General features: G+C 47.4%; 15 protein-coding genes and 1 pseudogene. 12 read left to right on the forward strand and 4 right to left on the reverse strand.

The features are described from left to right. Positions 1 to 69: 69 nt before the first annotated feature. Together KNP99_RS09995 and KNP99_RS10000 are read left to right on the forward strand one after the other, a co-directional pair. On the forward strand, positions 70 to 543 hold the full coding sequence (locus KNP99_RS09995) for a hypothetical protein (protein ID WP_214767275.1): 474 nt from the start codon (positions 70 to 72) through the stop codon (positions 541 to 543). Positions 544 to 1029: 486 nt separating this feature from the next. Continuing rightward, positions 1030 to 1329, forward strand: coding sequence for an excalibur calcium-binding domain-containing protein (locus KNP99_RS10000; RefSeq protein WP_088836165.1), 300 nt, complete (start codon positions 1030 to 1032; stop codon positions 1327 to 1329). 43 nt (positions 1330 to 1372) lie between these two features. Here KNP99_RS10000 and KNP99_RS10005 read toward each other — a convergent pair whose 3' ends face one another. After that, positions 1373 to 1696 carry a thioredoxin family protein gene (locus tag KNP99_RS10005; RefSeq protein WP_088836166.1) on the reverse strand — a complete coding sequence of 108 codons (324 nt, stop codon included), beginning with the start codon at positions 1694 to 1696 and terminating at the stop codon, positions 1373 to 1375. A 306-nt stretch (positions 1697 to 2002) separates the two neighbouring features. Here KNP99_RS10005 and KNP99_RS10010 point away from each other — a divergent pair, with 306 nt between their 5' ends. The 9 genes and pseudogenes from KNP99_RS10010 (at position 2003) to KNP99_RS10050 (ending at position 13042) form a co-directional block, all read left to right on the forward strand. Continuing rightward, on the forward strand, positions 2003 to 2872 hold the full coding sequence (locus KNP99_RS10010) for a cation diffusion facilitator family transporter (protein ID WP_088838402.1): 870 nt from the start codon (positions 2003 to 2005) through the stop codon (positions 2870 to 2872). 208 nt (positions 2873 to 3080) lie between these two features. After that, complete coding sequence (locus tag KNP99_RS10015; RefSeq protein ID WP_088836167.1) at positions 3081 to 3569, forward strand: MarR family winged helix-turn-helix transcriptional regulator; 489 nt, start codon at positions 3081 to 3083, stop codon at positions 3567 to 3569. Continuing rightward, entirely contained in the window at positions 3562 to 5286 is a 1725-nt protein-coding gene (locus KNP99_RS10020) for an ABC transporter ATP-binding protein (protein ID WP_088836168.1), read from the forward strand. Before KNP99_RS10015 ends, KNP99_RS10020 begins: the two co-directional genes overlap by 8 nt. Then, positions 5283 to 7151 carry an ABC transporter ATP-binding protein gene (locus KNP99_RS10025; RefSeq protein WP_088836169.1) on the forward strand — a complete coding sequence of 623 codons (1869 nt, stop codon included), beginning with the start codon at positions 5283 to 5285 and terminating at the stop codon, positions 7149 to 7151. Before KNP99_RS10020 ends, KNP99_RS10025 begins: the two co-directional genes overlap by 4 nt. 148 nt (positions 7152 to 7299) lie before the next feature. Beyond that, the gene (locus KNP99_RS10030) at positions 7300 to 7599 is read left to right on the forward strand and encodes a rhodanese-like domain-containing protein (protein ID WP_088836170.1); all 300 of its coding nucleotides are present in this window, start codon (positions 7300 to 7302) and stop codon (positions 7597 to 7599) included. A gap of 46 nt (positions 7600 to 7645) precedes the next feature. After that, positions 7646 to 9064 (forward strand): MBL fold metallo-hydrolase, encoded by a 1419-nt coding sequence (locus KNP99_RS10035; RefSeq protein ID WP_215193211.1) that lies wholly within the window; start codon positions 7646 to 7648, stop codon positions 9062 to 9064. A 173-nt stretch (positions 9065 to 9237) separates the two neighbouring features. Then, positions 9238 to 11043: a mechanosensitive ion channel gene (locus tag KNP99_RS10040; protein WP_214767271.1), complete on the forward strand. Its 1806-nt coding sequence runs from the start codon at positions 9238 to 9240 to the stop codon at positions 11041 to 11043. A 39-nt stretch (positions 11044 to 11082) separates the two neighbouring features. Beyond that, a pseudogene (locus KNP99_RS10045) lies at positions 11083 to 12149 on the forward strand (amino acid permease); the annotation flags it as partial. 110 nt (positions 12150 to 12259) lie between these two features. Then, positions 12260 to 13042: a GNAT family N-acetyltransferase gene (locus tag KNP99_RS10050; RefSeq protein ID WP_214767269.1), complete on the forward strand. Its 783-nt coding sequence runs from the start codon at positions 12260 to 12262 to the stop codon at positions 13040 to 13042. Positions 13043 to 13224: 182 nt separating this feature from the next. Here KNP99_RS10050 and KNP99_RS10055 read toward each other — a convergent pair whose 3' ends face one another. After that, a complete protein-coding gene (locus KNP99_RS10055; RefSeq protein ID WP_353048589.1) occupies positions 13225 to 13677 on the reverse strand; it encodes an NUDIX hydrolase in 453 nt (150 codons plus the stop codon). Continuing rightward, the gene (locus KNP99_RS10060) at positions 13674 to 14756 is read right to left on the reverse strand and encodes a nitric oxide synthase oxygenase (protein WP_215193213.1); all 1083 of its coding nucleotides are present in this window, start codon (positions 14754 to 14756) and stop codon (positions 13674 to 13676) included. The genes KNP99_RS10055 and KNP99_RS10060 overlap by 4 nt, the downstream gene beginning before the upstream one ends. A gap of 184 nt (positions 14757 to 14940) precedes the next feature. Between KNP99_RS10060 and KNP99_RS10065 the strand changes: the two genes are divergently transcribed. Then, positions 14941 to 15798 carry a YihY/virulence factor BrkB family protein gene (locus KNP99_RS10065; RefSeq protein ID WP_088836176.1) on the forward strand — a complete coding sequence of 286 codons (858 nt, stop codon included), beginning with the start codon at positions 14941 to 14943 and terminating at the stop codon, positions 15796 to 15798. 78 nt (positions 15799 to 15876) lie between these two features. Here KNP99_RS10065 and KNP99_RS10070 read toward each other — a convergent pair whose 3' ends face one another. After that, positions 15877 to 16731, reverse strand: coding sequence for a sulfite exporter TauE/SafE family protein (locus tag KNP99_RS10070; RefSeq protein ID WP_088836177.1), 855 nt, complete (start codon positions 16729 to 16731; stop codon positions 15877 to 15879). Positions 16732 to 16798: the final 67 nt, after the last annotated feature.

Here is a 16798-nt window from a genome sequence, read left to right on the forward strand (position 1 = left end):
TTTATGGAAGGTTTAGCGGTGGGAATAGCGAATACTAGTTCATATCAAAAGTAATGGAGGAATTTGAAAATGCCGAAGGGAACAAAGTCTTATCTCGTACTTTTTTGTACGCTATTACTCGTTTCGATTGCGTTGAACGGCTGGCCAGCTGGAATTTATCCGGATGGCTCGATTGGTATAGTACAAATTCTTACGTCGATTGGCTGGTTTGCTTTCTTAATGGGATCAATCCTCATCCTTAAAAACACATCACTCATCCGTTTTCTGTTTAACTACCTTCGTTTTGGTTTCATCGGCGGGATGGTCGTCTATTTGATTACATTGTTTGAGAATCACCTTTGGGATCAGACGTGGTTTGACATGATGTCAGGAATCCAATATCCACTGTATGTTCTGTTTGTCGTGCCGATGTTTGGTTGGAATGCCTTTGCTGCAATTCCGTATGGTGATTTTTCATTTTTAATTGGTTTCCTCTATCTTTTGATCGCCTTTGGTCTAAGCCTACGGTATAAGAAAATCAAGATTGAACGGTTGCGTTACTGAATGGTAATTACAAGTAGGGCCTGCTTCATTATGAAACGGGTCTCAGACTGTAGACAACGTACGATGTGCTATCGGGAGAGAAAGCGTCTCTTTTTTCGTTGCTTTCCTCGGGCGAGGCGCAAGCCGTTGCTCCTTGATCCTCACGGACAACGAGCAGGGTCTTGCCTGCCTCTGGCAAGTCGCGTTAAAAACGCACTTTTTCCCGTAGGAGTCAACGAGACGTGACGCTTTTTAGGTAATACCGTGACGGAAAGCCGGGCATGCAGACAGTTGAGCGCAATCTGTCTCAAATCGGCATGTTCACACTTAATAAGCGTTTGTCTACACGCTAGGGCCCGCTTCATAATGAAGCGGGTCTTTTTTTGTCTTTTAAACTGTCAGATAAGTCATATCTCTAAATTTTAAAAATAGGAAACTATTTCTAAAGAAATCTATTATAATCAAATTATCACTAAGATTTGGTTTTTTAGAAACGGAGGTAACCTGATGAAAAAAGCATTAAAGATTGTCATGACAGGTGTACTTAGTATTTCATTACTTAGCGCTACATCTGGTCAAAGTGACGCAGCGACTAAGGCGAAGGCATTTAAAAACTGTACGGAGATGCAAAAAACGTATAAAGGTGGCGTCTCGAAGAAAAAGGGTTTGAAAAACCGAACGGGTTACGATAAAAATGGGAAAGCCATTTATAAGAAAACAAAGTACGCCCAACATGTAAGCTTAGCGACGTATAATCTCAATAAGTCAAAAGACCGTGACAAAGACGGCATCGCCTGCGAACGCTAAAAAAAGCCCCGCTCTCCTAAATGGAAAGTGGGGCTTCATGCGTTTAGTTGAAGTTCTTTTTGAGGAAGTCTGTCACTTCTCCTGGTGTTTTTGCGTTGGCGCTATGCAAGTGACCAAGCTTCTCGCTGTTTTGGAAAACGAGTAAACTTGGAATTCCCATGACGACATTATCGGATGCGATTTCCGGGAACTCATCTTTATCGATCGTATAGATTGGAAGTTCTTTAAATTGTGACTCGACGTCCGGCATGAAGTAGTCCATCCGTTTGCAGTCCGGGCACCAGTCGGCTTCGAACTTGATGATGACCGGTGTTTCGCTTGCGATTAGTTCTTTAAACGTGTCTTCACTCTTGATGTAGTTACTCATGTGTAAATCCCCCTATAGTATGATTGTTTGTCTTTAGTCTACTGACTCTGGTAAGAAGATGCACGGATTATGCTTTTTTTGTTCAATAAATTTCCGCAAAAAAGTTGGTTGTTCAAGAGATGTAAGCGGTTTTTCTGTTCAAGAATGTTGGATTACTAGGGCTTGATCTATTTTGCCTATAGAAAACAAAGTTGGTCATTTATTAATTATCTAGTTATAAACAAAATGATTTCTCTAGACCCACTTGTATTGAACTGCTACGATAAGTTTTCGGAATTAAGCGAGTAAGTGGGGGCGGGCGGAATGATGGACGAACAAAAATTCGATAATCTAAAACGGGGCGAACGCGGTGCGATGATTAGCATTGCAGCCTATATCCTATTATCCGTAATTAAATTGCTTGTCGGCTATTCAGCGGATTCTGCCGCTTTACGGGCAGATGGTTTGAACAATACGACGGATATCATCGCATCGATTGCTGTGTTAATCGGATTACGAATTTCCCGTCGTCCGGCAGATGACAATCATAAATACGGTCACTGGAAAAGTGAGACGATTGCGTCGATGGTCGCTTCTTTCATTATGATGGCAGTCGGTCTCCAAGTGTTGATTGATACGATTTCAAGCTTATTTGAAGGAAAACAAGAATCTCCAGATATCGTAGCTGCCTATGTCGGAATCGGTTCGGCAGTCGTCATGTATTTTGTCTATCGGTATAACCGCAAACTGTCTGAAGAAATTGACAGCAAGGCTGTCATGGCAGCGGCGAAAGACAATCGGTCGGATGCCTGGGTCAGTATCGGAGCGTCAATCGGAATCATCGGTTCCCAGTTCGGGATGCCGTGGCTTGATATCGTGACGGCGATCATCGTCGGTTTCTTAATCTGTAAAACGGCATGGGACATTTTCTCGGAAGCTTCCCACGAACTGACGGACGGCTTTGATGAACAAAAGCTGAAGATGTATGAGGATGTGATTTTTGACCTCGAAGGTGTCAAAGGAATCAAGTCAATCAAAGGACGGAACTATGGCAATAATGAAGTCGTCGATGTCGTAATTCTCGTCAACTCGACACTCAACATCCACCAAGCCCATGATATCGCAACACGAGTCGAAGATACGTTGACGGACGAATATGGCGTCTACGACATTCATGTCCATGTGGAGCCGGAGTGAACTATAGAGAACGACCATTTCTAGGTAGGGAAATGGTCGTTTTTTTGTGTATTCATAATCTGTGGTCACTCTTTGAATTTGCTAAAAATATTATGTGCATTTTCACATTGTTATTTAGTTGACTTTACGAATGAATCGGCGTAGTTTAGTTTACATAGATAATCATTCCAAATGGAACGATTCGAAATTGAACAAAGGAGTTGAATCCATGGAAACAGAACAGCAGGAAAATTTACGATCGGCAACGATGATGAAATCGTTTTGGAACATCCAGCGCCACTTGATGCGTTTTGCCCATCAGACGGCACAGGAAAATGGACTCAGTATGCCGCAATTTCATAGTTTAATGACGATTGCACCGCGCGGACCGATTACCCAAAAAGATTTGGCAGCACAGACCCACTTACCGAAAAGTACGCTCAGTCAATCGATCGAAGGACTGGTGCAGTCCGGCTGGATTGTCCGCGAGACGAACGAACAAAATCGGCGCGAAGTGATTTTGTCGCTCAGTGAACAAGGAGAACGTTTCGTTCAAGAGATGAAACAACAAGAAACCGGGATGCAACAACGCCTCGAGAAAATTTTGGAAACGATTGATCCGGAAGCCTTCGAGCAGATGCTTGCGACTCATGACATCATTGCCCGTGGCATGAAAGAGATTCTCCCGCCAGGAAACGGAGGTTGTACACGTGATTAAGTTACTCAAAAACCTAAAAGTCTATAAATGGGCGGTCCTCGCCGTATTGGTCCTCGTCTTCGCCCAGTCGATGTCCGATTTGTATTTACCGACTTTGATGGCAGACATCATCGATAAAGGCGTTGTCGTCGGGGATACAGGCTACATTTGGAAAATTGGTGCGGTCATGCTGGGCATCACGGCACTCGGTGCGACAGCTGCAATTGCCGCAAGTTATTATTCATCAAAAGCGGCGATGGGGCTTGGGCGCGACATTCGCCGGAAAGTCTTTAACCACGTCGAACGTTTTTCACTGCAAGAGTTCGACCAAGTCGGAACAGCGTCGCTGATCACACGGACGACGAACGACATCACACAAGTCCAACAAGTCGTCATCATGATGTTGCGGATGGTCGTCAGTGCACCGATCATGTTCATTGGTGGTCTGATCATGGCGGTCTCGAAGGATGCCAAACTATCACTCGTCATCGTTGCCGCGATGCCCGTCCTCGTTGTCTCGATTTTGTTGATTTTATGGAAAGGGGTGCCGCTGTTCGGACAGGTCCAAAAACGACTCGACCGGTTAAATCTCGTCTTACGTGAGAATTTGACAGGCATCCGTGTCATTCGTGCCTTCAACCGGGAGAAAGAAGAAAAAGTCCGTTTGACGCAAGCCAATGCGGATCTGACGGACGTCTCGATTAAGGTCAATAAGATCATGGCATTTTTGATGCCGACAATGATGCTCGTGATGAACTTGACGGTCGTCGGCGTCATTTGGTTCGGTGGAATCCGGATTAATAACGGCGGCATGCAAATCGGTGACCTGATGGCGTTCATCCAATACGTCATGCAAATCATGTTCGCCCTCGTCATGGCATCCGTCATGTTCGTCATGATTCCCCGTGCTGCGGTCTCGGCGAAACGGATTAATGAAGTCCTCGAGATGACACCGACGATGGTCGATGAAGGAAGCGCTTCAGCAGACCGTGAGCCGGGCACGCTCGTCTTCGATCACGTGACGTTCAGCTATCCGGGAGCAGAAGCGCCGGTGCTGTCGGATATCAGCTTCAAAGCACGTCCTGGTGAAATCACCGCTGTCATCGGCGGGACCGGTGCCGGGAAATCGACGCTCGTCAATTTGATTCCCCGTTTTTACGACGTAACGAGTGGCAGCATCCAAGTCAACGGCGTCGACAGTCGTGACGTCCCGCAAGAGGAATTACGTTCGAAAATCGGCTTCGTGCCACAAAAAGCCCTATTGTTCACGGGATCGATTGCGGACAACATCCGTTTCGGGAAACAGGATGCATCATTAGAAGAAATCGAACATGCAGCGCGTGTCGCCCAAGCGACCGACTTCATCGAACGGATGCCGGACCGGTACGATTCCGTGATTGAACAAGGCGGATCAAACGTTTCCGGTGGCCAAAAACAACGGCTTTCGATTGCCCGGGCGCTCGTCCGGAAACCCGACCTTTATGTGTTCGATGACAGCTTCTCCGCCCTCGACTTCAAGACGGACGCAACACTCCGAAAAGCATTAAAAGAAGAAACGCGTCAAGCGACCGTTCTGATTGTCGCCCAACGTGTCAGTACGGTCATGGATGCGGATCAAATCATCGTTCTTGAAGAAGGGCGCGTCGCAGGAATCGGCACGCACGACGAACTGTACGCAACAAACGATGTCTATCAAGAAATCGTCAAATCCCAACTGTCAGAGGAGGAAATCGCATGAGTCAGACAACGAAACGACCTGCCGGCGGACCTCCGGGTGGACCGGGTGGCGGTCCCGGCGGTGGAAACATGATGATGATGGGGGAGAAACCGAAAGACTTCAAAGCGACGTTCCGTCGGTTACTCGCCTATTTAAAACCACGGCGGACGGCACTGATTGCTGTGTTTGTCGCCGCGATTCTCAGTACGGTCTTTATGATCGCAGGACCAAAAATCATGGGGACAGCGATTACAGAACTGTTCGAAGGGGCGTATGCGAAGTTCCAAGGGGTGCCGGGCGCTGAAATCGACTTTACGAAGATTGGTCAGATTTTGTTACTGCTCGCAGGACTTTACGTCATCAGTAGTATATTTAGTTACATTCAGCAATACATCATGTCGAGCGTCGCCCAAAAAACGGTGTATGACTTACGAGAGGACGTCAATCAGAAACTTGAGCGATTACCGCTGAAGTATTATGACGGACGACCGAACGGGGAAACGCTCAGCCGGGTGACGAACGATATCGATACGATTGGGAGTACGCTCCAACAAAGTGTCACGTCATTCATTACGTCAATCGTCACGATCGTCGGGATCTTAATCATGATGCTGACGATCAGTCCGCTCTTGACGCTGATTTCACTCGTGACGTTACCGTTATCGATTTTTGCGATCCGTCCGATTTTAAAACGGTCGCAAAAGTATTTTGCTGATCAACAACGGACGCTTGGTCAGCTGAATGGCCACGTCGAAGAGATGTATACGGGACATCCGGTCGTCAAGGCGTTCGGTCACGAACGGAAAGCCGTCGCAGAGTTTGACGACGTCAATGAACAGCTTTATGATGCCGGACGAAAAGCGCAGTTCATTTCCGGCATCATCATGCCGATGATGATGTTCATCGGGAACATCAGTTATGTCTTGATCAGTGTCGTCGGCGGGATTTTAGTGACGCAACGCAGTATCTCGATTGGGGACATTCAAGCCTTCATCACGTATACCCGACAATTCACACAACCGATCACGCAGACGGCGAACATCGCAAATATCGTCCAGTCGACGGTCGCAGCAGCAGAACGTGTTTTTGAATTGTTAGATGAAGAAGAGGAAATCAAAGAAGTGACAACGCATCATCTCGCGCGTGCGAAAGGTGCCGTCGCGTTTGAACACGTTGACTTCGGTTACGGAAAAGACCTCTTGATTGAAGACATGAACATCGATGTCCGGCCGGGACAAACCGTCGCGATCGTCGGTCCGACCGGTGCTGGGAAAACGACCTTAATCAACCTGTTGATGCGTTTCTATGAATTAAACGGTGGTGCGATCCGGATTGACGGAATCGATACCCGTGACATCTCCCGGGAAGACCTACGGACGACCTTCGGGATGGTCTTACAGGATACGTGGCTCTTTAACGGGACGATCCGCGATAATCTCGCGTACGGGAAAGTCGGAGCATCGGAAGAAGACATCATCGATGCGGCGAAAGCAGCCCATGCCGATCACTTCATCCGGACGTTACCGGACGGGTATGAGACGGTCTTGAACGAAGAGGCCTCGAACATCTCACAAGGGCAAAAACAATTGTTGACGATTGCCCGTGCGGTTCTCGCCGATCCACCGATCATGATTTTGGATGAAGCGACGTCGAGCGTCGATACGCGGACGGAAATCTTCATCCAGCAGGCGATGCAACGCTTGATGGACGGACGGACGAGTTTCGTCATCGCCCACCGCCTGTCGACGATTAAAGATGCGGACTTAATCCTCGTCATGGATCAAGGGCGTGTCATTGAACAAGGAACGCATGAAGCGTTGCTAAAAGCAGATGGTTTCTATGCGGACCTCTACAACAGCCAGTTTTCCGAAAAAGAAGTCGTATGACAGGATCGTAAGAAATGAAGCAGTTCCTCGAGGAGAGGGGCTGCTTTTTTTGTCGGAATAATCCTTTCCCTTGATTTTTAATACCGCAGGGGGTATATTATGAGCAGAAATCATTTTGCCGAACGGGCAACAAAAGGAGAGAAACTTCATGAAAAACATGTCGACGACTGAACTTGAACAAACACTTCAAACGGATGCATCAATCCAGTTGATTGATGTCCGCGAAACGGATGAATACGCAGGCGGTCATATCGAACAGGCTAAAAATGTTCCATTATCTGAATTGACGGAACGCACGGCTGAACTGGATGCCTCTCAACCGCTCCACGTCATTTGCTTATCGGGTGGACGGAGTATGAATGCTTCGATGTATTTGGAACAAGCAGGCTTCGACGTCACGAACGTCGACGGCGGAATGATGAGCTGGGAAGGAAACGTCACACGCTAAGCAACGATCAATCGGGTACGACCATTCAACTAAAGGAGGAATCGTTATGTTATTACGCTATTTCTATGATGAAAAATTAGCACAAGCTTCATATATGGTAGGGTGCCAGAAGACGGGGGAAGCGATCGTCATCGATCCGGCACGAAACATCGAACCGTATCTCAAAGAAGCGGAAAAAGAAGGGCTTCGAATTTCGGCGACGGCGGAAACACACATTCATGCCGATTTCGTCTCTGGGACACGCGAATTCGCGAAGCGTCTCGGAACGACAGCTTATCTATCAAACGAAGGCGATGCTTCTTGGAAGTATGGTTTTGCTTCAGAGATTGATGCCCGTCTCGTCAAAGACGGGGAGACGTTCAAAGTCGGGAATGTGACGTTTGAAGTCATGCATACACCAGGTCATACGCCGGAACACATCTCGTTTGTCTTATACGATCGTGATCAGACAGTTCCGATGGGGATTTTCACAGGTGACTTCGTTTTCGTCGGCGATATCGGACGTCCGGATTTACTGGAAGAAGCAGCCGGTATTCAAGGAACGACAGCCCTCGGTGCGAAGCAAATGTTCCAGTCCTTGAAACGCTTCAAACAACTGCCTGACTTCACACAAGTCTGGCCGGGACACGGTGCAGGAAGCGCGTGCGGGAAAGCCCTCGGTGCTGTTCCGACATCGACGGTCGGCTACGAAAAAGTGACGAACTGGGCACTCCGGATGGAGGATGAAGCGGCATTTGTTAAAGAATTAACAACGGATCAACCAGAACCACCGAACTACTTTGCGATGATGAAAAAAGTCAACAAAGAAGGCATTGTCGTGACGACAGAAGTTGATCGTCCACGCCTTGCTGAAGCGAACACGGTGGAAGAACTCGTCAAGACGATGCAAGTCGTCGATACACGAGACGGAAAAACATTTGGTGTCGGACATGTACCGGGGACAATCAACATTCCCTACAATTCGAAATTCGTCGCCTGGGCAGGCTGGTTAGTCGATTTCAATCAGGATATCGCCATTCTCGCAGCAACGGATCAACTGGAAACGATTCAAACGGATTTACAATCGATCGGACTGGATCGTTTCGTGACATTGATTGATGTCGAAGAACTGACAGCGAGTCAGTTAACAGAAAGTTATCCGGACTGGACAGCAGACAAAGCCATCGCGGCAGCTGAAGCCGGTGACGTCTACGTCCTTGACGTCCGAAATAAAACAGAGTGGGAGGAGAGCCATTATGAACAGGCTCACCGGATTTTACTCGGAAAACTTGCGTCACGTCATGAAGAGCTTCCGAGTTACCAACCGATCGCCGTCCACTGTGCATCAGGTGTCCGGTCACGGATGGCAGTCAGCGTCCTGCAATCACTCGGTGTGAAGAATGTCATTAACATCGATGGCGGGTATGCAGCGATTGAAGACGTCTTACACGATCAGACCGTCGCCGGAAAGGCAACGTCACGTTAATCAAATAAACAATGTCGAAACGGATGATTCTCGCGAGGGTCATCCGTTTTTTAGTGTTTCTTGAATTGTCTGTCAATTTGACTGAAAGCGTGTTTACTTCATTCACAACAGGGGGAAATGATAGATGTAAAGGTATGCCGATAATTCATTTTTTAAAAAAGGAGTGTGACAGGATGAACAATATGTGGAACGATACTTCGCTAAACCTGAACGGAATGTTCGGTGTTCTTGGTAACATATTAGGTGCACTACTTGTGTTCCTAATTGGTTGGCTGATCGCAAAATTAATTGCGAACGGCATTCAAAAGGCACTAGAAAAGTCAGGTGTCGTCAAGAAGTTGATGCCAGAAAAGTCAGCTGAAGCGACAACGAAGAAAAAGAAATGGACACCAGAAAAAGTCGTTGGAACAGTTATTTTTTGGGTCTTAATGGTTTTTGTACTAATTTTAGTGTTCAACATTCTTAATCTTGGCATCATTGCAGCACCACTCGCAGACACAATGAGCACGCTGCTTGCGGCAATTCCGAACATCTTAAAAGCTGCACTCGTTCTACTGTTCGCCTATATTATTGCCGTCGTCTTACGGATGGTCATCGTCAAAGGTGGAACAAAGTTGATGGCGAACGAAAAGGTTCGTTCAAACAAGATGTTACAAGGACAAGCCGATCTATCGAACTATCCGAAAATTGCCGGGGATATCGTCTTCTACTTGGTTTTATTGATTTTCCTACCAGGTGTACTTGATGCCCTCAACATTGACAGTGTTTCGGAACCGTTCAGTCAACTGTTATCCTCGTTCTTAAGCTTCATCCCACGACTAATCGCAGCAGCAGCTATTTTGCTAGTTGGGTTCCTGGTCGCAAAAATTGTCCGCGATATCGTGACGAACTTCCTTCATGCGATTGGGACGGATAAATTTGCTTCCCGTTTTAACATCGGGACAGACAATCAAAAAGATTCAAAATCGGTCTCGTCAATTCTCGGGACAGTCGTCTTCATCTTGATTTTGATTCCGATCACGATTTCAGCACTTGATCAACTGAACATCGAAGGAATCAGTGCACCAGCAATCAACATGCTAAACGATGTCCTCGGAATGATTCCGAACATTGTAATCGGCGTCGTCTTGATTCTCGTCGGTGTCTATGTTGGACGATTTGTAAAAAAATTCGTCACCGACCTTCTCGTCCGACTCGGTTTTAACAATTTGACACGTCACTTGAAAATTGGAAACTGGGATGCTAACAATACGTCGATGTCACCTTCTTCACTCGTCGGTGCTCTCGTTGAGATTATCATCGTCGTCCTGTTCGTCGTCGAAGCCTTTAACCTGATTGGTCTGAACTTCATGGTCGATCTTGGACGAGCTGTCCTTGCCTTCCTTCCGAGTGTCTTGACGGCGATTGTCATTCTCGCAATCGGGATTATCGTCAGTAACTTGGTCAAACGCGCGATGGATAGTTTGTTCGGCAGTTCTGATCTTAAAGTCCTATCGAATGTTGCACGTTATGCGATTTTAGCCCTCGCGATCTTCATGGCACTCGATCAACTTGGGGTCGCAGCGACGATCGTCAACTCGGCCTTCATCTTGATTCTCGGAGCAGCCGCCCTTGCCTTCGGCCTCGCCTTTGGTTTAGGTGGTCGCGATAATGCTTCGCGCTACCTTGATCGTCTCGAGAAGAAAGCAGAAGAGACAGAGCTTGATACGTCGAGTCTTGCTTCGGACCGAACTCCATCAGCTCCTAAGCCAAGCCTGAAAGAAGCGGCTAAAGGTGCAGCTTCGAAAGCAGCAGATGATGTCACGCCAGACCGTGCCCCACGTGCTTCCCGTTCGACGGAATCGACTGATGAGAAACCGACGCACGGTAAGCCAAAAGGTGCGCTTCCTGAAAATGATTTGGCACAACAGGATGATTATCCGATTGACCCAGATGGAAATCGTGGACCAAATCTTGATCATCCAAACGATCGTCCGTAAGTAACGTGTAACTCCTTCGCTAGTATGCGAAGGAGTTTTTTACTCGGAATCGGTGCCATCATTGGTACAGGTATTTTCGTTTTAATAGGAACAGGCGCCTTATACGCAGGTCCAGCATTACCGGTCTCATTCATTATTTCAGCCATCGTTTGTGCGTTAGCCGCCCTCTGTTATGCCGAATTTTCCTCGATGATTCCTGTCTCGGGTAGTGTATATACATACACCTACGCTACGATTGGCGAACTCGTTGCCTGGATCATCAGGTGGTGTTTAATTTTAGAATACGGTCTGGCTTCGAGTGCCGTCGCGACAGGGTGGTCAGGTTACTTCCAGTCGTTGTTATCGGAATTCGGCATTGAACTTCCGACGGCGCTCCGTGCGGCACCGGGCGCCGTACCTGGCAGTGAAACGTTCTTTAACTTACCGGCATTCTTAATTTTGATGGTCATTACGTTCTTGTTGTCACTTGGAATCAAGGAAACAAAACGTGTCAATAACGTGATGGTACTCGTTAAAGTCGCCGTCGTCATCTTGTTCATCGTCGTCTCTGCAATTATGGTCGGAATCGTCCCGTTCAAACAATTTGAAGGTGTCGATAGTCCGGTTTCGCTTGCGTTAAAAGTCGCAGGTCAAAACTGGGTTGCCGGATTGGAGCCATCGTCGGGATGACGACAGTTATTCTTGTCATGACATTTGGTCTCGTCCGTCTGTTGTTTGCGATGAGTCGTGATGGATTATTACCGAAAGTTTTCTCGGACGTCAATGAAAAATCGCATACACCGGTCAAGGCGACTTGGATTCTCGGTACCGCTTCTGGTTTGATTGCTGGATTCGTCCCGCTCGGTACGTTGGCGGAATTGATTAACATCGGGACACTCGCTGCGTTCGCGTTAATCGCCGTCATCATCTTGCGTCGGACGCGTCCGGACTTAAAACGGGCGTTCAAAGTCCCGTTCGTCCCGGTTCTCCCGATTTTATCGGTCCTCGCGTGTATCATGTTAATGTTGAATCTCCAAACCTTTACGTGGATTGCGTTCTTCATCTGGACAGCGATTGGTTTGCTTGTCTACTTCGGTTACGGAAGAAGCCGTTCGAAATTAAATTAAGTACATGATCACTCTCGATTTCATCGGGGGTGATTTTTTTGTTGGAAACAAGTGCAGGAAACATCTTGTAAAAAGTCGAACGATTGAAGAGAGAAGAGGAGGGACTACATATGATTCATATTAAAAGAAATCCTGATTTAGAATCTGCCTACAACGCGATGCAAGAAGGGTTCAGTGATTACATGATTCCGCTCGGTTTGTCATTTGAAGTGTTTCAGGAACGGATTTTGACGCGAGATGCCAATCAATTGGAACACTCGTTTGTCGCCTTTCATGGAGAACGACCTGTCGGATTATGGCTGAACGGCCTCAAGAAAATTAAAAAAGAGCAAGTCATGCGGTGTGGCGGGCTTGGAGTAGATCCGCAATATCGCCGTCTCGGCATCGCAAAAGCATTATACGAGGCTCAACTAAGTTATGCGAAAGAGCTGGAAGTCGATCGATTAATGCTTGAAGTCATCCAAGGTAATACACCTGCAATTGATTTGTATCACCAGCTTGGCTACCGCCAAGACCATGAACTCGGTTATTTTCAGCGCGATGAACCGAACCAGGTGAATCCACTCGTTGAGATTGATGAAGTGGCATTTGAACGGAGATACGCCCAACAAGGCGAATACATTTGGCAACAAGATCCGGGCGTGATGAAATATAGAAAGGCCACCTATTATGAACTGGATGGAGCATTCATCGCTGCTTCAAACGACTCGATTTTTGCCATTGTGACGGAAGAATCGGAGGTCGCGCGCATCGCAACGGAAGCGACCCGACGTTTGAGTGGAATGACGTATCAATTGCAGTCGACGAATCCACTCGTCTGGGAAACATTGCGTGCAGAAGGATGGGCGCAACGTGATTTAAAACAATTCGTCATGAGTAAAGCCATTCGTTAACGAAAAAAATAGCCATCGTTCGGAAGTAGCAAGCACTACTTTAGAACGAATGGCTATTTGTCATGTCCATAAGCTGATCATGACGAGGATGGCGAAAATTACGAATAAGATTCCAGTGCCACCCAGCATGATAAGCATAATTTTGTTCATCATTGGAAAATGCCTCGTCTCTAAGAATGAATTTATGAAGAAATACTTGCTATATAATCTTGAATCATCAGAAGATGCGAACCGACGATGTTATCCGGTAAGTCCGTCAGGGACACATACGTCAATGCAACACTTTCATCACTGACACGGAGTGTGCCGGAAGTATCGGACGCAACGTATGCGAGGGTGACACTTTGAAAGACATCCCCGTTCGCGAGTGTCGTGACGTAATTTTTACCGGAGTAGACACCGAGCAGCTTGAGCGTCTTTGCGACGAGTCCGGTTTCTTCGAATAATTCGCGTCGGGCCGTCTCTTCCGTCGATTCTTCCCATTCCATGAGACCACCCGGAAGACCGAAACGTGCTTGTTCTTCATTTCGTTGTTCGAGTAAAATCTGACCTTCCTTAATGACGAGGACGACGGCACCGACTAAAATCAGTGGAGTGGGTCCGACTAAATCACGGATGGATTTGACGTAATTCACCACGGCACCTCCTGGTGGAACGGGCATCCCGTGGCTTGCGTCTGTTTCGGGAAAAAGTTCGGTCGCTGTAACGCATTGTCATAATTTTTATGGAAGACATGTGTCGCTGCTCCGCTCATCGGCGGAACGAGCCACGACCATTCCCCAGTGACGTCGCGACCGCAAGTGGCTTCATTTTTTTCGAACCGGGCGAATTGTTTGGCCGCCGTATGATGATCGACGATCGTCACTCCGGACCGCTCGAAGGATTCGAGGACGGCGACATTGAGTTCGACGAGGGCCCGGTCTTTCCATAAGGCGCGCTCACGGGACGTGTTCAGACCAAGTTGTTCAGCGACAAGCGGTAAGAGATTATAACGGTCCGCGTCAGCAAGGTTACGGGCTCCAATTTCAGTTCCCATATACCAGCCATTGAACGGAGCACACGGGTACGAAATGCCGCCGATTTCAAGACGCATATCGGAAATCATCGGGACGGCGTACCACTTGATGTCGCGTCCTGCGAACAAATCATAGTCGGGATGGATGATTGTAACTTCAAGAATCAGTTCTTGTGGAATCTCATGGAGTGTTACTTGACCATCGAGTTCAACCAACAGCGGTAAAATATCAAAGGCGGTCCCGTGTCCCGTCCACCCAAGTGCCTGACATTGTTTCGTGAAAGCGGTGGATGCGGGATCACCAAGTACGCCGTCGGCCGTTTCGTAGCCGGCGTAACGAATCAGTTGATGATTGAGGACGCGGACACGTTGCGGATGGAAAATCGTGATTGTCGAGCGGATCCGTCCCTCATTGGTGGCGTGGCGAATGTGGTGGAACAACGCGTCTCGAATCGCTTCGATCGTTGTCGCCGCACGGGCATCGATGACGTGCAGTTGATCCCAAAAGAGCCGTCCGATGCACCGGTTGCTGTTACGCCAAGCAAGTTTCGCTCCGAACGTCACTTCGTCCGTTGTTTGTGTATAGCTTCCCGTTCGTAAAATTTCATCGCGCACGTCGTTCAAACGATTTTTTGTGTGTGGTGTCTCTTCTATATAAGTCGTCAAGAAGCGTTCTGCTTCGTCTAGTAAATGTTGCACGGCGTTTGAGTCCTTTCTTCATCCAAAGCGACAGAGTTTCTTATTCTAGTGTACAAGGTGAATGGAGGAAGCGCCAACTCATAGCAATTGCCCGTTTTTTGATACGTTCAAAAGACGTTCACAGATTAAGTGGGAGAGGGAAGGGGGATAGATAAGAGAATCAATCGAAAGTGAGGAACTTGGCATGTCTTTAGTCAAACCGGTTTTTATTCGCTTTTTTGGCGAAGCTTTTTTCGATAAGTCGGCACAGCTGGCCTATTATTTGATGTTGTCCTTATTTCCATTCTTATTATTCGTTGTCGGATTAGTATCTTTTTTACCATTCACTTCCGGTGAAGTCCTTGATTTGATTCGTCCTTTCGCACCAGCAGAAACCTATGATTTAATTCGCCGAAATGTCGTAGGGATTTTTGACGAAGGGGGATTAAAACTTGCTTCGATTAGCTTCGTCGCAGCCTTTTGGCTCGCCTCGATGTCTGTCCAGTCGCTCGTCCGGTCCCTCAATGATGCCCTCGAGGTGACAAGGAAAGTGCCGTTTTGGCGGGGCTTATTACAAGACTTCGGATTTACGATTGGGATGATGTTCATCTTGCCGTTTTCGCTGCTTGTTCCGGTCGCCGAGAAATTGGCCCGACGCTTCATCAATCATTTTGCACTCATCGCGGATGTTGCAGCGGACTATTCGTCCATTTGGTTTGTATTCCGCTGGGGGCTCGGTTCCTTGTTTCTATTTGTGTTCTTTGTATTGTTGTATCGCATTTTACCGAGTGTCCGTTTGACGATTCGTCAAGTACTCCCGGGGGCATTATTTACGACGATTGCCTGGCAGGTCGTATCGGAAGTCTTCTCATACTATGCGGAGTTTGGGAGTTACAATCGTCTCTACGGTCAGCTCGCAGGAATTATCGTCTTGATGACCTGGTTTTATTTATCCTCCGTTGTTTTGATGCTCGGTGGATTGATGAACGCAGAACGGATGCGGCAGAAAAAAGAGGCGAAGATCATGAAGCCTGAAAAAATCAAAAAAGAAACTGTCCGCTGAGGGCAGTTTCTTTAGTTTGCACGTAAAGGGTTATGAAGATTGTTTTCGCTGTGGACGCGATTCAAAAAGACTTATGTCCTAGGAATGTCTACTTCTTACTTTTTGATAGAAAAATAGAAGCAATAGCCCAATCGTAAAGATGCCGAGCAAGATGAGCGATCCTGTTTCCTGCTCTAAGACTTTCAAGACGACACTGACGGCGACGACGGCGTAAAAGATGCCAAGACTCTTTCGGACGAAACGATCTTCGAACAGATGGAGTAAAGAAGCACCAATCGGAGAGCCGATAAACGCACCGACGATTAAAGCAATGCCGAGATAAAGCGGAGCTTCGGTACCGGAAGCAAGATAACTGGTGACACCGCCGAGGACGATCAGTGTCGCCGAGGCGATGCTCGTGCCGATGGCTTGTTTGAGTGGGAAACGGACCCATCCCATCAAGAGTGGCGTAAGCAGGAAGCCACCACTGACCCCCATGAGGGAGGAGAGAATCCCGGCAGCAAATCCGATGACGATCAATTTATAAAGATTCGCTTGTGTGATATGTCCTTCGACTGGTTTTCGTTTCGATGGTTTTAAGAACTGAATCGCAAACCACGTCAACAAGACGATGTAGAGGGCAGAAATCATGGCATCGGCTCCAGTCCGTTGTTCGAGCCAAAAGACGACCGGCGTGATGACGGCAGAACCGACGATCCCGGATAATCCGACGGCTAACGCATCACGGACATGAAAATTTTTCAGACGCATATGGGATACCGTCCCGGTCACGGTCGAACCGAGTGTCAATAACAGACTGAGGACGATCGCGGTACTGGGTGGATAACCGAGGATTAATAAGAGAGGAGTTAAAATAATCCCTCCGCCGATTCCGAAAAAACCGGATAAGATACCAATTGTTGACCCTAAAAGTATAAACAGGATGAATTCCATGCAGTAAACCCTTCTTTCTTTTGTACTTAATCTATCTTTACTGTACAGCGTGTTAATTCATTACGAA

Origin of the sequence: Exiguobacterium sp. s95 (assembly GCF_018618655.1) — a bacterium.
In the GTDB taxonomy this organism is placed as follows: domain Bacteria; phylum Bacillota; class Bacilli; order Exiguobacteriales; family Exiguobacteriaceae; genus Exiguobacterium_A; species Exiguobacterium_A oxidotolerans.

What these genes read in the sequence shown, in the direction of transcription:
- KNP99_RS09995 (WP_214767275.1), top strand. Translation starts at nt 70, where the DNA reads ATGCCGAAGGGAACAAAGTCTTATCTCGTACTTTTTTGTACGCTATTA.
- KNP99_RS10000 (WP_088836165.1), top strand. Translation starts at nt 1,030, where the DNA reads ATGAAAAAAGCATTAAAGATTGTCATGACAGGTGTACTTAGTATTTCA.
- KNP99_RS10005 (WP_088836166.1), bottom strand. Translation starts at nt 1,696, where the DNA reads ATGAGTAACTACATCAAGAGTGAAGACACGTTTAAAGAACTAATCGCA.
- KNP99_RS10010 (WP_088838402.1), top strand. Translation starts at nt 2,003, where the DNA reads ATGGACGAACAAAAATTCGATAATCTAAAACGGGGCGAACGCGGTGCG.
- KNP99_RS10015 (WP_088836167.1), top strand. Translation starts at nt 3,081, where the DNA reads ATGGAAACAGAACAGCAGGAAAATTTACGATCGGCAACGATGATGAAA.
- KNP99_RS10025 (WP_088836169.1), top strand. Translation starts at nt 5,283, where the DNA reads ATGAGTCAGACAACGAAACGACCTGCCGGCGGACCTCCGGGTGGACCG.
- KNP99_RS10030 (WP_088836170.1), top strand. Translation starts at nt 7,300, where the DNA reads ATGAAAAACATGTCGACGACTGAACTTGAACAAACACTTCAAACGGAT.
- KNP99_RS10035 (WP_215193211.1), top strand. Translation starts at nt 7,646, where the DNA reads ATGTTATTACGCTATTTCTATGATGAAAAATTAGCACAAGCTTCATAT.
- KNP99_RS10040 (WP_214767271.1), top strand. Translation starts at nt 9,238, where the DNA reads ATGAACAATATGTGGAACGATACTTCGCTAAACCTGAACGGAATGTTC.
- KNP99_RS10050 (WP_214767269.1), top strand. Translation starts at nt 12,260, where the DNA reads ATGATTCATATTAAAAGAAATCCTGATTTAGAATCTGCCTACAACGCG.
- KNP99_RS10065 (WP_088836176.1), top strand. Translation starts at nt 14,941, where the DNA reads ATGTCTTTAGTCAAACCGGTTTTTATTCGCTTTTTTGGCGAAGCTTTT.
- KNP99_RS10070 (WP_088836177.1), bottom strand. Translation starts at nt 16,731, where the DNA reads ATGGAATTCATCCTGTTTATACTTTTAGGGTCAACAATTGGTATCTTA.